Genomic DNA, 15,577 nt, shown 5'->3' on the forward strand with positions numbered 1-15,577 from the left:
GCAGGGCCGTTCGACGCCGGGGCGCTCCCTTCCTAATGTGCGTGCTGCGGTTGGGTGTTCCGTGTTGTGGGAGAAGGGGACGCGTCCATGGGAGACAGCAAGGCCGGTCCGGCCCCGGGGGGTCTGGACGCCCTGGCCGCCGAGGGCGTCGCACCCTGGCTCGGCGGGCTCCGCCGCTCCCTGCTCACCTCCGGCCTGCTGCCGGAGCTGCTCACCGGGGCGGGCCTGCGCGGCGCGTCCTTCGGCCCGGAGGGCCTGGCCGCCGACGCCGTGGAGGACGACGGCTGCCGGGAGCAGCTGTCGCTGCTGGCGCGCCGCCCGGCCGCGCCGGACACGGCCGTCCTGGCGCTGTGCGCCTACGACCTGCGCTCCGCGTGCGACGTCCTGCGCCCGGCCTTCGACGCGGGGCACGGCTCGGACGGCTGCGTGTCCATGGACGTGGACGCCGCCCTGGCCCACGACACCGAGGGCACCGTCGCGGCCGCCGAGGAGCTGCACCGCGCCGCGCGCCGGAGCAACGCCCTGGTCAAGATCCCGGCCACCGGCCAGGGCCTGGCCGCGGTCCGCGCCTGCCTGGGCCGGGGCATCGGCGTCCACGTCACGGAGATCTTCTCCGTGCGCCGCTACGGGCAGGCCCTCGACGCCTGTCTGGACGGGCTGGAGGACGCCCGCACGGCCGGGCACGACCTCGCCGCCCTGCCCGTGTGCACCTCGCTGGCGACGGGCCGGATCGAGGCGGGCGTCGACGAGCGGCTCACCGTCCTCGGCACGCCCGGCGCGCTCGCGCTGCGCGGCACGGCGGCGCTGGCCGTGGCCCGGCTCGCCTACCGGCTCTACGAGGAGCGGCTGGGCACGGCCTGCTGGCGGCGGCTCTCGGCCGCCGGGGCCCGTCCGCCGCGGCCGCTGTGGGAGACCGCCGGTCCGGCGGGCGGCGCCCGCGACGAACTGCGCCACGCGGAGACCCTGGTGGCCTGGGGCACCGGCGTCGTCCTGTCCCCCGCCGCGCTGGCGGCGGCCGCCGCCGGCGCCCGGCCGGAGGGGGACACGCTGACCTGCCGTCACCGCGAGGCGGCCGCCCTGGTGGCGGAGGTGGAGGGGCTCGGCGTGCCCTTCGAGGACACCGCGGCCGAGCTCGCGGGGGCCCGGCTGGAGCAGCTCACCGGCGCCTGGCGGGCACTGCGGCGGGCGGTGCGGGAACAACTCGGCGCCGGCGGACGCTGACGAGTGGCCCAGCCCTCACGATTCCACCTTGCGGCACCTGAACGCCTCGCATAACTTGACCGCTTGGTGGAGTAGGTGCCACTGAGGGGGATCAGGGCTTACAGGCCGGGGGGCCTGGGGCTCATGACGTGCGGTGACGCACGGTCAGCACCAAGGAGGGGCGCGTGTCGCAGAAGTCGGATGCCGGGGTGTTCGCCGTACTGGAGCTACTGGACGGCGGGGCGCCGCCGGACGAGTTCGAGATGCTCGTGGACGACGCCCGGCGGTCCGGCGCGGGGGCCGAGGAGCTGGCCGCCCTGGAGCGGGCCAAGCGGCTGGGGCTGTCCGTGCGCGCCCGGGCCGAGAACGAGCAGCAGCGCCTGGCCGACCTGTCGGCCCTCTTCGAGACCGGCTTCGACATGGCCGTCCCGCGGGACCTCGACTCGCTGCTGAAGATCGTCCTCCGGCGGGCCCGGGTGCTGCTCTCGTCCGACCTGGCCTGGATCGGCCTCTACGACGACGAGGAGGGCCGGCACATCATCCGCGCCTCGGACGGCCACATCACCGACCGGAACATCGGCCTGCGGCTGGACCCCGGCATCGGGCTGGGCTCGGCCACGACCCGGGAGCGGAACCCGGCGCCCTTCTGGACGCCCGACTACCTCGCCGACGAGCGCATCCCGCACAGCCCGTCCGTGGACGACGTCGTGCGGGTCGAGCGCACCCGCGCCATCCTCGCGGTGCCGCTGTCGCGCGGCAGCGGGCCGGTCGGCTCGCTGTACGTGGGCGAGCGCAAGGTGCGCCACTACGCGCCGGACGAGGTGGCCCTGCTGCGCTCGCTGGCGGACCTGACCAGCGTGGCCATCGAGCAGGTGCGCCTCGTCGAGCGGAACGCCGCGCTGATCGCCGCGCTCGAACGCCGCACCACCACGGTGGAGGCCGGCCTGCGGGACGTGCGCGGGCTGAGCGAGACCCACCACCGGCTTATCGAACTGGTGTTGGACGACGGAGACTTGCACACCCTGACCGACGAGGTCCGCCGGGAGCTCGACGCCCACGCGTGCGTCTACTCCGCCGACGGCACCCCCCTCGCGACGGCGGGCGAGGCACCGGTGTGCGCGGCCGACCCGGCGACGCTCTCGCGGCTGGGCGCGCTCGCCCCGCGCAGACCCGCCGAACTGGGCGACGGCGTCTGGGCCGTCCCCCTGGCCGCCGGCACCGGCCACCTGGGCACCCTGGTGCTGCGGCCGAAGCGGCCGTGGAGCCCGGAGGACGAGCAGCTGCTGCCGCTCGTCGCCCAGGCCGTCTCCGTCCAGCTCCTGGTGGAGAACAGCCGCACGGCCATCACCGAGGGCCAGATCCGCGACGACTTCCTCGGCGACCTGCTGAGCGGCCCCCAGCGGCCGCGCCCCCAACTGGAGCAGAGCGCCCGCCGGCTGGGCATCGACCTGCGCCGGGAGCACGTCGTCGTGGTGGCCCGGCCCGAGGGCGAGGCGCACGGCAAGCCGGCCGTGTGGGCGTCGTCGTACGCCTACCGGCAGAAGGGCCTGCGCAGCATGCACAACGGCCACGCCGTGCTCCTGCTGCCCGGCGGCGACCCGGGTGCCGCCGCCCGCGCGGTGTCCGCCGAGCTGTCCCCGCTGCTGGGCCACCCGGTGACCGTGGCCGCGGCGGGCCCGGTCGGCGATCCGGCCGCGGTCCGCGACGGGTTCCACGAGGCACTGCGCTGCCTGGACGCGATGACGGCGCTGGGCGCCACGGGACAGGCCGGATCCCTGCGCGACCTGGGCTTCCTCGGCGTCCTGCTGTCGGACGGGCACGACGTCGGGGCCTTCGTGCACTCCTCCATCGGCGCCGTCATCGACTACGACGAGCAGCGGTTCACCGACCTCACCCGCACCCTGGAGGCGTACTTCGAGGCGGGCGGCAGCCCGACGAACGCGGCCAAGCGGCTGCACGTCCACCCCAACACCGTCGCCCGCCGGCTGGAGCGCATCGGCGAACTGCTGGGCCCCGAGTGGCAGGCCCCCGAGCGCGCCCTGGAGGTGCAGCTGGCGCTGCGCGTGCACCGGGTGCGCGCCGTCCTCGACCACACGGGCGCCACGGGGGACGGCGCTCAGGAGGCCTGACCCAGGCACTCGGCCTCCTCGTCGGCCCCGGCCGTCTCCGGCCGGGTCAGCACGCGCACCGCGTGCGCGGCCGAGGCCAGCGTGGTGTGCCGGTGCCAGCCGCCGAAGGAGCGGCCGGCGAAGTCGCGGATGCCGACCTCGTCGGCGACCTCCGTGAAGTCCCGGCGCACCCGCCCCATCAGCCGGCTCAGCCGCACCAGGGCGGCCGGCGGCACGTTCAGCAGGTCGGTGAGCCACAGCTCGGACGGCCACCGCCCGGCGCCGTCGCCCAGGCCCAGCAGCAGCATGTCCCGGCGCCGGGCGGGCCCGCCGGGGGCCGTGCGCCGGCCGGGCAGGCCGACGCGGACGGCGGCGGTCAGCGAGGTGCGCACGCTGCGCCGGTCGTCGTGGTCGCGCCACAGGACGGGCCGGCGCAGGTCGCGGGCGGCGCCCATGATCTGGTGGGCGGGCAGCGCCTCGCCGCCGCGCCCCGGCAGGGTGGGCTCCGCGGGCGCCAGCCGCAGGGAGCCGCCGACGCGGGCCAGCACCGGGACGCCCGCGGCCCGCAGCCGGTGGAGGGCGGCCAGCGCGTCCGACTCCCGGGCGTCCATCACCACGGGCCGCACCGGCATGCCCCAGTCGCGCATCATCCCGACGTACGCCTCGACCGCGCACTCCCCCAGCGTCTCGGCGCGCACCGAGTCGGGGATCGACGCCTGGCGGCGGCGCAGCGGGTCGTCGAGCCAGGACTCGGAGAGGAACAGCCGCCAGTTGACCGGGACGGCGAAGTCGTCGGAGGCCGCCCAGACGCCCACGGCCTGCTGGGCGTTGATCACCTGGCCCCGGACCGGGCAGAAGCGGCGCTCGACCCCCACCGAGTTGTCGCCGGCCTTGGGGATCACCATGGGCCGCACCACCCAGGCCTGCGGCGGCGCGATCCGCGCCGTGTACGCGGCGAGCGCCCGGCGCACCGGCTCCCAGTCCCAGGTCGAGCTGGAGACGAAGTGGTGCAGGCTCTGCTCGGCGGCCGGGCCGCCGCTCAGCGCCGCGATGTTGCGGATGGACTTGCGCCCCCGCGCCGCCAGCAGCCCCCGCAGGTACGCCTCGCCCCGGCGGCGCTGGTCGCTGCGCGGCAGCGAGGCGAACAGCGGCCCGCTCAGCTCGGCGAGCAGCAGCTCCCGCTCCTGCGGACCCGCCGCCATGGAGCGCCGACGTCCGGTTCCTCTGTGCAGAGCCGTGCCGTTCATCGCTCTCCCCCACTCCGTTGTCACACGCCGATCGGGCCGTGCACCACCCTCCCCCGCACCCACCGTCCGGCCCCAGGTGCGCGGGGCACCCGGCTGACCTGCCGGGGAGTGGTCCGGCCACCAGACGGGCCCGCGGGGCCGCCGGCGGCCCCGGCGCGGCTCCGCGAGGGGTGTGGCGGGACCACCACACCCCCGGGAAAAGCCGGGCGGAACGGGGCGTGCGGCCGGACGGCGGGTCCGGGGGGTGGGGCCCCGGGACGTTGCGGCTACCGTGGTGACGTGCGTCGACGGGAACGAGACTCCCGTGGACACGGTCGAATCGGTGCCACCGGGCCGCCGCAGCAGGGAGCGGACGTCCGAAGCGCCGGCTGGCTCAACTGAGCAGGAAGAAGTGAGCAGGGTGTTGGTGCAGGTCAACGCGGAATTCCGGAGTACGGGGCAGGCGTCGTGCACATTGTGATCATGGGGTGCGGGCGAGTGGGCTCGGCCCTCGCCCAGACCCTGGAGCAGCAGGGCCACACGGTCGCCGTGATCGACCAGGACCCGACCGCCTTCCGGCGCCTGGGCTCCGGTTTCGGCGGGCGGCGGGTGACCGGTGTCGGCTTCGACCAGGACACCCTGCGCGAGGCGGGCATCGAGGAGGCGGGCGCCTTCGCCGCGGTCAGCAGCGGTGACAACTCCAACATCATCGCGGCCCGGGTGGCCCGCGAGATGTTCGGCGTGGAGAACGTGGCGGCGCGCATCTACGACCCGCGCCGCGCCGAGGTCTACCAGCGGCTCGGCATCCCGACGGTGGCCACCGTGCGCTGGACCGCGGACCAGATGCTGCGCCGGCTGCTGCCGTCCGGCGCGGAGCCGCTGTGGCGCGACCCCACCGGGGGCGTCCAGCTGGCCGAGATCCCTGCCTCCGAGGCGTGGATAGGGCACCGGATCAGCAAGCTCCAGGAGGAGACCGGCGTACGGGTCGCGTTCCTGACCCGGCTGGGCGAGGCGATGCTGCCGACCTCCGCGACGGTGCTTCAGGAAGGCGACCTGGTGCACGCGATGATGCGCACCGACGAGGTCGAAAAGGTGGAGGCCGCGTTCGCGCAGGGCCCCGAGGAAGGCGGTCACTGATGCGAGTCGCCATCGCAGGGGCCGGTGCCGTCGGCCGTTCCATCGCCGGCGAGCTGCTGGAGAACGGGCACGAGGTCCTGCTCATCGACAAGGCCCCGTCCGCCATCTCGGTGGAGCGGGTGCCGCTGGCCGAGTGGCTGCTGGCCGACGCGTGCGAGATCACCTCGCTCGATGAGGCCGCGCTCCAGCGCTGCAACGTGGTCATCGCCGCGACCGGTGACGACAAGGTCAACCTCGTGGTGTCGCTGCTGGCCAAGACGGAGTACGGCGTGCCGCGCGTCGTGGCCCGGGTCAACAACCCCAAGAACGAGTGGCTGTTCAACGAGTCGTGGGGCGTGGACGTCGCCGTCTCCACCCCGCGCCTGATGTCCGCGCTCGTCGAGGAGGCCGTGAGCGTCGGCGACCTGGTGCGCCTGCTGCGCTTCAGCCAGGGCGACGCGAACCTGGTCGAGCTCACGCTGCCGCCGGAGGCCGCGCTCGCGGGCACCCGGGTCGGCGACGTGGACTGGCCCGAGGACACCTCCCTGGTCACCATCATCCGCGGCAACCGCGTCCTGACCCCCGCCAAGGAGGACGCCCTGGAGGCAGGCGACGAGCTGCTGTTCGTCGCGGCCCCGGCGCGGGAGGAGCAGCTGGAGGACCTGCTGTCGGTGCGGCGCGAGGAGAACGCCGACTGACGGTCCGCCCGTCCTACGGAAAAGGCCCCGGGTTCCCGGGGCCTTTTCCGTAGGACGGTTTCAGAGGGCCTTCTCGGCCTTCTCGCGCTCCGCGCGGCGGGCCTCCTCGGCCTCCATCTCCGCGAACACGTCGATCGGAGGCGGGGCCTTGGCCAGGAAGATCCAGGTCAGATAGACCGAGAGCAGCATCGGCGGAATGCCGAGCGCCACCTTCACCCAGCCCAGCTGGGTGGCGTCGCCCCACCAGTAGAGCGGGAAGAGCACCGCCGACTTGGCGAGCAGGATCAGCCCCCAGGCCCAACTGGCCTTGGTGTAGGCCCTCTTGCGGCCCGGGTTGCGGGTCCGCCAGGAGAGGTTCTCCTTGAACACCGGCCCGAGGATCAGGCCGAGCAGCGGATAGCCGGCCATGGACGAGACGATGTAGCCCACCGCGAGGCCGAGCGTGTAGAGCATGCCCGGCAGGTAGAAGTTCTTGGCGTCGCCGGACATCATCGCGAACACGGCGCCGAAGGCCACACCGAAGACCCCGCTGAAGGCGTGCTTGAGGGTGTCCTTGCGCACCAGCCGGGCGACGCCGAGGACCAGCGACAGGGCCAGGGCGGCGACGGCGGCCGTGTGGATGTTCCGGCCGACCGTGAAGACGGCGACGAACACCAGGCCGGGAACGGTGGTCTCCACCATGCCGCGGACACCGCCGAACGCCTCGAAGAGCGCCGCCTCGGTGACGGACCGCGAACCTTCGTCGCGGTGTCTGCCGGGCTGGTGGTCCATCGGCTTGTCGAGGGACGACAAGGGCTACTCCTGTCCGAGCGGTCGGAGTTCGTATCGGGGGTTGAACAGCACCCTCCGGCCACGGCTCATCGAGATCCGGCCGGAGGCGATCAGCTTACGGCCAGGCTCTATCCCGGCTATGGAACGGCGCCCCAGCCACACGACGTCCAGCGCGGCCGACCCGTCGAAGAGCTCGGCCTCCAGGGCGGGCACGCCGGCGCGCGGCCGCAGGGTCACGGTCCGCAGCGTGCCGGTCACCTTGACGATCTGCCGGTCGTCGCAGTCGCATATCCGGGTGCAGCCCACCGCTTCCGTGTCCTGCTGCAGCTCGGCGTGGTGCAGCTCCTCCTGTGTGGAGGAAAGCCGGTCGAGCATCCGGCGGAACCGGCCGGAAGGCTTCTCGGAACGGGGTACGGCACTCATGAATCCAGCGTACCGGGGTCCCGGAGCCCCCTCACCGGCCCGCACAGGCTCTCGACGCCTTCACGGCTCGAACCGGTACCCCGTCTCCCCGGCTCCGTGATGCCGCGCCCTCCGGGGGACGCCCCCCGGCCCCCCGGCGGCGCACCCCCGGACCCCGCTCACAGCTCGAACCGGTACCCCATCCCCGGCTCCGTGATGAAGTGCTTCGGATGCGAAGGGTCCTGTTCCAGCTTGCGGCGCAGCTGGGCCATGTAGACCCGCAGGTAGTTGGTCTCCGTGCCGTACGACGGCCCCCAGACCTCCTGGAGCAGCTGCTTCTGGCTCACCAAGCGGCCCGTGTTGCGCACCAGCACCTCCAGCAGGTGCCACTCCGTGGGCGTGAGGCGGACGTCCCGGCCGCCCCGGTTGACCTTCTTCGCCGCCAGGTCGACAGTGAAGACCGCCGTCTCGACGATCGCGTCGTCCCCCGCCGCCGAGGCGCCCGTGGGCTCGGCCCGGCGGACCGCGGCCCGCAGCCGGGCCAGCAGCTCGTCCATGCCGAACGGCTTGGTGACGTAGTCGTCGGCGCCCGCGTCGAGCGCCTCGACCTTCTCGTCCGAGGTCTGCCGGGCGGAGAGGACGAGGATCGGCACCCGGGTCCAGCCCCGCAGGCCCTTGATGACCTCGACCCCGTCCATGTCCGGCAGGCCCAGGTCGAGGATGACCACGTCGGGGTGGCGGGCGGCGGCGAGCTGGAGCGCGGTGGCGCCGTCGGGGGCGGCGTCGACCTCGTACTTGCGGGCCTTGAGGTTGATCACAAGGGCGCGGACGATCTGCGGCTCGTCATCCACCACGAGCACCCGGTTCATGAGGAACCACCTCTGCTGTTCAAGCGGACCCCGCCCTGGGGCCCGGGAAATCGACTGGGACTGCGTTGTCCCGGGGGACACTGCACCCCACAGCGGCTTCGCCGCGGGCCGGCCCCCCGGCCGGAACCACAGGCCCGGCTCACGTGGTGACCTGCGCCGGCAGGTCGGGGCGGACGGGCGCGCGGCCCGCCGCCACCCGCAGGGTGAGGACCATGGTCATGCCGCCGCCGGGGGTGTCCTCCGCCGCGAGCGTGCCGCCCATGGCCTCGGCGAAGCCGCGGGCGACCGCGAGGCCGAGGCCGACGCCGGCGCCGCGCGGCGCGTCGCCGTACCGCTGGAAGGGCTCGAAGATCCGGTCCTTGGCGCTGTCGGGGACGCCGGGCCCCCGGTCGGCCACCCGGACCTCGACGCGGTCGCCCAGCGCGCTGGCCGCGACGTGCACGGGCGTGTCCGCCGGGCTGTACTTCACGGCGTTCTCGACGATGTTGGCGACGCTGCGCTCCAGCAGCCCCGGGTCCACGGCCACCATGGGCAGCGTCTCGGGGATGTCCAGGGTCACGCTGCCCTCCGGGACGCCGCCGAGGGCCATCGGGACGACCTCGTCGATGTCGATCTCGCGGATCAGCGGCGTGACGGTGCCGGTCTGCAGCCGGGACATGTCCAGCAGATTGCCGACGAGGTGGTCGAGCCGGTCGGCGCCGTCCTCGATGCCGGCCAGCAGCTCCGCCTCGTCCTCCTCGGACCAGGCGACGTCGTCGGAGCGCAGCGAGGTGACGGCGGCCTTGATCGCGGCGAGCGGGGTGCGCAGGTCGTGGCTGACGGCCGCCAGCAGGGCCGTGCGGATGCGGTTGCCCTCGTCCAGCCGCCGGGCCCGCTCGGCCTCGCCGACCAGCCGCTGGCGGTCGAGGACGACGGCCGCCTGGGCGGCGAAGGCGGCGAGCACGCGGCGGTCCTCGGCGGGCAGCACGCGCCCGGCGAGGACCAGCGCCATGGTGTCGCCGACGGGCATGTCCACATCGCCGTCCTCGGGCCGCAGCAGCGGCTTGCCGGTGCTGGTGACCACGCTCGCGGCGCAGGTCCACGGATCGACGTCGCTGGCGCGCTCCAGCAGGGCCACGGACTCCATGGCGAAGGTCTCCCGGACCCGCTCCAGCAGCGTCTCCAGGCTGGTGTCGCCGCGCAGGACGCTGCCGGCCAGGAAGGAGAGGATCTCGGACTCGGCGCGCAGGCGCGCGGCCTGGTGGGTGCGGCGGGCGGCGAGGTCCACCACGGAGGCCACGGACACCGCGACGAAGACGAAGATCGTCATGGCGACGATGTTCTTGGGGTTGGTGATCGTCAGCCGGTGGAGGGGTTCGACGAAGAAGTAGTTGAGCAGCAGCGAGCCGAAGGCCGCCGAGGCCAGGGCGGGGAACAGTCCGCCCAGCAGGGCCGCGGCCACCGTCATGCACAGGTACAGCAGCATGTCGTTGGCCAGCCCCAGGTCCGGGAAGCCGTGCGTCAGCACCAGGCTGAGCAGGGCCGGCCCGACGAGGCCGGCCGCCCAGCCGGCGACGATGCGGCCGCGGCCCAGCCGGGCGCCGCGGGCGACGGGCAGCCCCCGGCCCTTGGCGACCTCGTCGTGGGTGACGATGTGGACGTCGAGGTCGGGCCCGGAGTCGCGGGCGACGGTCTGGCCGACGCCCGGGCCGAAGATGTACTGCCAGGTCTTGCGGCGGCTGGAGCCGAGGACGATCTGGGTGGCGTTGACGCCGCGCGCGAACTCCAGCAGCGAGGCGGGCACGTCGTCGCCTATGACGTGGTGGAACGTGCCGCCGAGGTCCTCGACGAGGGTCCGCTGGACCGCCAGTTCCTTGGGCGAGGCCGAGGTCAGCCCGTCGCTGCGGGCGATGTAGACGGCGAGGATCTCGCTGCCGGAGCCCTTGGCGGCCATCCGCGCGGCGCGGCGGATGAGAGTGCGGCCCTCGGGGCCGCCCGTCAGGCCCACGACGATGCGCTCGCGGGCGTTCCATATGGTCGAGACGCTGTGGTCGGTGCGGTACTGCCGCAGGTATTCGTCGACCCGGTCGGCGGTCCACAGCAGGGCCAGCTCGCGCAGCGCGGTCAGGTTGCCGGGACGGAAGTAGTTGGAGAGCGCCGCGTCGACCTTGTCGGGCTTGTAGATGTTGCCGTGCGCCATGCGCCGGCGCAGGGCCTGCGGCGACATGTCGACCAGCTCGATCTGGCCGGCCCGGCGCACCACCTCGTCCGGGACGGTCTCGCGCTGCCGGACGCCCGTTATCGACTCGACGACGTCGCCGAGCGATTCGAGGTGCTGGATGTTGACGGTGGAGATGACGTCGATGCCGGCCTGGAGCAGCTCCTCGACGTCCTGCCAGCGCTTGGTGTTGCGCGAACCCGGGACGTTGGTGTGGGCCAGCTCGTCCACCAGGACGACCTTGGGGCGCCGGGCGAGGACCGCGTCCACGTCCATCTCCGTGAACACGCTGTCGCGGTACGTGAGCTCGCGGCGGGGCACCCCCTCCAGCCCGTGGAGCATGACCTCGGTGCGCGGGCGCCCGTGGTGTTCCACGAAGCCCACGACGATGTCGGTGCCGCGCTCCGCACGGCGGTGCGCCTCGGAGAGCATGGCGTAGGTCTTGCCGACGCCCGGTGCCGCGCCGAGATAGATCCGGAGGTTGCCGCGTCCCATGGCCCCATTGTCTTTCACGTGAGCGGCGGTGACCGGGGCGGTTCTCCGTCCTGAGTGCTGCACTGCCGCAGGTCGACTTTACGGCGGACGGTCGGGACAAATCGGGCGGGGAGCGGGCTTCCGTCAGGTATTGACGCAGCTCTGACGCCTGCGGAGGGTTCGTGACCAGCACGTACGCCCCTTCGGGCGGAAGGGGCGTACGTACCGGGTACGGACGGGTCTAGACCGCGCGGGCGATCTGCTGCCGCACGAAGACGGCCGGGCCGTCGTCGGGGTGCTTGTCCGGGTTGTTCTCCGGGACGGTGAAGTCGCCGATGATGCCCGGCTCGAAGACCAGGGCCATGCTGGAGCCGCCGTAGCTGAAGAAGCCGAGCTCGTCGCCCTTCCGGACCTCGCTGCCCACGGCGAGGCCCGGCTTCCACTGGACGGAGGAGACCTCGTCCATGCCGATGATCACGGCGCACACCATGCGGTTGCCCAGTTCCTCACCGGTCTCGATGAACGCCAGCCCGCGGGTGTTGACGTTGGACTGGTACGCCTGGGAGTGGGTCCAGGTCGTCGGGTCGGGGCTCTCGTCCTCGGCGTGGCTGAACATCAGGCCGGGGACGACCTCCAGGTGCTTGATCGTCCCGCTCACCGGCACGTGCCAGCGGTGGTAGCTGTTGACCGAGAGGAACCCCTGATAGACGTCGCCACCGACGAACCGGCCGACGTACTCGTCCTTGCACTGCTGCCCGTGCAGCATGTTCTCCAGCGAGTAGTAGTGCCCCTTGATCCAGAAGTCGGCGCTGCGCGGCACGTCGCGCTGCATGTTGTAGACCGTGCCGTCGTTCGGGGCCGTGATGACCGAGGGGTCGTCCGCGCCGGCGAGCGGGCGGAACTCGTCCAGCTTGATGTGACGGTGGAAGAACGCGTTGAAGGAGTCGAAGCCCCAGTGGGGCTCGTCCCGGCGGTCCCAGCACTCGTACTCGTAGAGCTTGTTCAGCTCGGCGGCCGACTGCGAGAACCAGCCGTTCTCCCGGGTGCTGAGCACGTAGCGGCTCTCAGGGCTGTCGAGGAAGCGACACCAGTCCTGGAGGATCGCCTGGAGCGCGTTGCCGAACCGCTGGTTGCGGAAGACGACCGAACCGGCCTTGGTCAGCCGCAGATATGCGAAGAGCGCGGACATCGGCAGGAAGATGTGCTTGGTGGGGTCCGGGTCGTAGGCCGGCGCGGTGCGGACGATGATGTTGAGCTTCTGGAGCAGGTCGTCGATGGACGTGACGTGCCGGTGCCGCTCCGGAATCTCGTTGATCATCTGCGTCACGTACATCCGGACGATCCCGTCGGAGTACAGCATCTCGGCGAGGTCCTTGACGGGCTTGACGAACTCCTCCTTGGCGTCCGCCGCCCGCTGGGTGAGGTTCCGGTGCCATTCGTCGATGGCGTCGGGGTTGCGCGGCAGATAGCCGCCGGCCCGGCCGAAGGTGGTCTGGTAGCGCGCGTGCAGTTCCTCTGTGCTCAGGACAGCGGTCACGTCCGCGTTCTCCTCAGGGCTCGTTTTCCGGGAATTCCCGGGGCTGGCGAAGGGAGTTGATCCAGTGCGGGGCACAGCTTGGCCGCGAGGGCTTTGCGGCCACCAGGAGCAATCCGGCCAAAGGGCCGTCGATTTGCGGCGCGCGCCGCTCCGCCGCCCTCGGATAATGGCCGCTTCTCTTCGAACTCCTGAATGTTGAATCCACTCCAACGCGGCACACATATGGCCTGAATTGGACTCCTGCGCCCACTGCGGCACTGGGGATACGGTCGGACTTCGTTTCCGCACGATGAGAGCCGATCGAGGGAGACATTTCCATGACCAAGCCCATGGCCGAGGAAGAGATCGAGGCGCGGTACCAGAACCTGTACGGCCGGGCCGCCGGCTACCTGCCGCGCAATCGAAAGGCCGCAGACGCCTGGGAGGCGGATCTGCTGCGCCGGGCCCGGGTGCGGACGGAGCCCCATGTGCCTTCGGTGCAGGCGCTGGAGGACATGCTCAACAACGACAAAGAGCTCGCGGACCTCGTGGAGCAGACGATCCAGGAGGCGCTGGAGCTGCACCCCCAGGGGATCCAGTGCACCGCCGAGATGCTGACGGGTCTCGACATCATCACGCTGATCGCGCCGCCGTACACGCGGGTCCAGGAGAACCAGATATTCTTCCCGATGTCGGCCCTGTTCCGTTACATGATGGCGGTCGGGTCCGGCTGGGACCTCTTCTGCAGGCAGAACTTCAACGACGCCTTGCGTGCCATCCTGAAGGAATGGTGCGACTTCCTGGACAGTCCGGCGAGCCGCTCCGTCCTCACGACCGAACCGGACGGCTGGCTGGGCCAGGCCGCCTACGAGCAGTTCAAGCTCTACGAGTTCCAGATCAACACCGATGAGCCCTACGGAGGGTTCGCCTCCTACAACGAATTCTTCCACCGGGCGATCAAACCGGAATTCCGGCCCAACGCCGCCCAGCGCGACCCGAAGGCCGTCGTCTCACCCACCGACGGATCGGTGGTCAGGGTCTACCCGGATGCCCGGATGGACGCGACGATCACCCTCAAGGCCCAGCCGTACTCGCTCGAGAAAATACTCGGCGCGTACCCGGACAAGAACATCTTCGACCACGGCGACGTCATCCAGATTTTCCTCTCGGGAGCCGACTACCACCGGTGGCACGCACCCGTGGACGGCGTCGTCGAGTACGTCGAGAAGGTCCCCGGCCTGATGTTCAGCGAGCTGTACGATCCCGTGGTGGACAAGAGCGCCGGTACGCTCTCGCAGGGCTACCAGGCGAACGTCAACACCCGCGGCATCGTGGTCATCCGGAGCGAGAACCCGGACATCGGCAAGGTCTGTGTCGTCCCCGTAGGCATCACCGAAATCTCCTCGGTCGAGATCGGGGTCGGCGTGAACGACCGGGTCGCGCGCGGCGACGAGATCGGCAAGTTCAGTTACGGCGGGTCGAGCATGTGCCTGGTGTTCGAGCGGGGCAAGGTCGACTTCACCGTTCCGCCCGGCGACAAGGACATCGTCACCGACGATGGCGCCCTCGTCTTCGTCAACTCCTCCATCGCCCGGGCCAAGTAGCCGACCGCGCATGAAGGCGGCGTCCTCCCGGAAGGGAGGGCGCCGCCTTTCGTCCCCGCGCTACGGAAGCGTGATGTCCGGCAGCAGCGAGATCTGCCGCTGCACCCCGTCGTCACCGCCCAGCTCCGGGTAGTCCGCCAGCAGATTGTTGCAGAGAGCGACGAGTTCGCCCTTGGGGTTCTTCGTCACGAACTGGTAGTGCTCGAACGGCGGGCCCGCGTGCAGAGGATCGGGCGGGCACACATCGCGCATGTCCTCCTGGGTGAGCGGCGTCCGGACGAGGAGATCGGCCACCGGGTACACAATCCCCTGCATCACCGCGACGAAGCCCCGTTCGAGCCCGTACCGCTCGCTCTCGTGGAACGGCGCGTCGTCCGTGTACGGCGTCATGGGCCTCGCGTAGATCGCGTCGAGCAGCGCCAGGACGTAGCAGTAGACGGCGTTCGAGAACTCCGTCAGCTTGTACACGGGCCGGTCCTTCACCAGCTTGTCGAGGGCCGGGTCGTCCAGCAGCGGCCAGATGACCTCGGAGTCGTCGATGGTGAACTTCTGCTTGCCGTTGTCGTCGCAGACGACGCCGATGCCGTTGAGACCCTTCTGGATCTCCTCGAACTTGGTGAAGTGCGAGGCCTGGAACTTGCCGATGTCCTCGGGCGGATAGTCGTCGTCGCGGACGATCGGGTCGGGCAGGAGGCCGTCCGTCCCGGCGCCTTCCCCCTGGTCCACGATGACCTTCATCGCCTCGATCGCGGAGTCCTTGTCCACGATGATCAGAGGGGTGTCCGAACCGCCGTTGGCGTTCCAGTAACCGCGGTGGTACTGGAACTTCCACAACTCCCTCTTGGCCTTGTCCCAGTCGATGTGCTCCTTGGCCTCACCGGAGCTGAGCCATTCGAGGCCCTTCTCGATGCGCGCGTAGAACTCGCCGAGCGTGTGGTACGGGTGGACGTCCGCGAGGAGTTCGTGCGTCCTGTCCTCGGGCCATTCGATCTGCATGAACGTCCCGATCTGGTCCTTCGAGACGCGGCGCAGGTGGAGCGGCAGGCAGGGACACCGCTGCAGCATGCGTTTGGGGTACGGGTCCGTGAAATCCGTCGAGTACAGGCGGATCGCGTCCCCGCTCCCGATCGCCACCAGCAGATTGCGCACCAGCGTCAGGTGGAGCATCTCCTCGATCGCGACGCCGATCATGGTGTTCTGGGCCGATTTCCCGGCCGCCCACTGCGAATAGCCCTTGGTCTTGATCGAGTAGGTCGCGTAGAGGTAGAGCGGGATCGTGGAGAGCTCCACCTTCGCGGCGGCGACGAGGTGCTGGGTCAGATCTTCCAGGGTGGTGATGGCGGGCGCCGGCCCCGGAGGGCACGGGTCCGCGTCGGGGCAAGGGTTCCCGGTCATC

Annotated in this window: 12 protein-coding genes; 5 read left to right on the forward strand and 7 right to left on the reverse strand. The window is 71.5% G+C overall.

What is annotated here, in order from left to right; translation table 11 throughout:
- Nucleotides 1-87 precede the first annotated feature (87 nt).
- Nucleotides 88-1,221: a transaldolase family protein gene (locus tag I5Q34_RS30580; RefSeq protein ID WP_199895697.1), complete on the forward strand. Its 1,134-nt coding sequence runs from the start codon at nucleotides 88-90 to the stop codon at nucleotides 1,219-1,221.
- 164 nt (nucleotides 1,222-1,385) lie between these two features.
- Nucleotides 1,386-3,329, forward strand: coding sequence for a helix-turn-helix domain-containing protein (locus I5Q34_RS30585; protein WP_277965592.1), 1,944 nt, complete (start codon nucleotides 1,386-1,388; stop codon nucleotides 3,327-3,329).
- Here the strand turns inward: I5Q34_RS30585 and I5Q34_RS30590 are convergent.
- On the reverse strand, nucleotides 3,317-4,555 hold the full coding sequence (locus I5Q34_RS30590) for a transposase (RefSeq protein ID WP_234429703.1): 1,239 nt from the start codon (nucleotides 4,553-4,555) through the stop codon (nucleotides 3,317-3,319). The genes I5Q34_RS30585 and I5Q34_RS30590 overlap by 13 nt on opposite strands.
- Before the next feature lie 447 nt (nucleotides 4,556-5,002).
- On the opposite strand from I5Q34_RS30590, the gene I5Q34_RS30595 reads away from it, so the two are divergent.
- Both I5Q34_RS30595 and I5Q34_RS30600 read left to right on the forward strand, forming a co-directional pair.
- Nucleotides 5,003-5,671: a TrkA family potassium uptake protein gene (locus I5Q34_RS30595; RefSeq protein ID WP_199895698.1), complete on the forward strand. Its 669-nt coding sequence runs from the start codon at nucleotides 5,003-5,005 to the stop codon at nucleotides 5,669-5,671.
- Nucleotides 5,671-6,348 carry a TrkA family potassium uptake protein gene (locus I5Q34_RS30600; RefSeq protein WP_199895699.1) on the forward strand — a complete coding sequence of 226 codons (678 nt, stop codon included), beginning with the start codon at nucleotides 5,671-5,673 and terminating at the stop codon, nucleotides 6,346-6,348. Before I5Q34_RS30595 ends, I5Q34_RS30600 begins: the two co-directional genes overlap by 1 nt.
- Nucleotides 6,349-6,408: 60 nt before the next feature.
- On the opposite strand, the gene I5Q34_RS30605 is transcribed toward I5Q34_RS30600, so the two are convergent.
- From I5Q34_RS30605 to I5Q34_RS30625, 5 genes are all read right to left on the reverse strand, one after another.
- Nucleotides 6,409-7,140, reverse strand: coding sequence for a DUF3159 domain-containing protein (locus tag I5Q34_RS30605; RefSeq protein WP_374193074.1), 732 nt, complete (start codon nucleotides 7,138-7,140; stop codon nucleotides 6,409-6,411).
- Nucleotides 7,141-7,143: 3 nt separating this feature from the next.
- Nucleotides 7,144-7,542, reverse strand: a complete 399-nt coding sequence (locus I5Q34_RS30610; RefSeq protein WP_199895700.1) for an OB-fold nucleic acid binding domain-containing protein — start codon at nucleotides 7,540-7,542, stop codon at nucleotides 7,144-7,146.
- 158 nt (nucleotides 7,543-7,700) lie between these two features.
- Entirely contained in the window at nucleotides 7,701-8,390 is a 690-nt protein-coding gene (locus tag I5Q34_RS30615) for a response regulator (RefSeq protein WP_199895701.1), read from the reverse strand.
- A gap of 139 nt (nucleotides 8,391-8,529) precedes the next feature.
- Complete coding sequence (locus I5Q34_RS30620) at nucleotides 8,530-11,082, reverse strand: sensor histidine kinase KdpD (RefSeq protein ID WP_199895702.1); 2,553 nt, start codon at nucleotides 11,080-11,082, stop codon at nucleotides 8,530-8,532.
- 220 nt (nucleotides 11,083-11,302) lie between these two features.
- Nucleotides 11,303-12,598, reverse strand: coding sequence for a phosphatidylserine decarboxylase family protein (locus I5Q34_RS30625; RefSeq protein ID WP_199895703.1), 1,296 nt, complete (start codon nucleotides 12,596-12,598; stop codon nucleotides 11,303-11,305).
- Nucleotides 12,599-12,915: 317 nt separating this feature from the next.
- Here I5Q34_RS30625 and I5Q34_RS30630 point away from each other — a divergent pair, with 317 nt between their 5' ends.
- Entirely contained in the window at nucleotides 12,916-14,181 is a 1,266-nt protein-coding gene (locus tag I5Q34_RS30630; protein WP_199895704.1) for a phosphatidylserine decarboxylase family protein, read from the forward strand.
- 60 nt (nucleotides 14,182-14,241) lie between these two features.
- On the opposite strand, the gene I5Q34_RS30635 is transcribed toward I5Q34_RS30630, so the two are convergent.
- Entirely contained in the window at nucleotides 14,242-15,576 is a 1,335-nt protein-coding gene (locus I5Q34_RS30635) for a ferritin-like protein (protein ID WP_199895705.1), read from the reverse strand.
- Nucleotide 15,577: the final 1 nt, after the last annotated feature.

Origin of the sequence: Streptomyces sp. AV19 (genome assembly GCF_015999245.1) — a bacterium.
Taxonomy (GTDB): domain Bacteria; phylum Actinomycetota; class Actinomycetes; order Streptomycetales; family Streptomycetaceae; genus Streptomyces.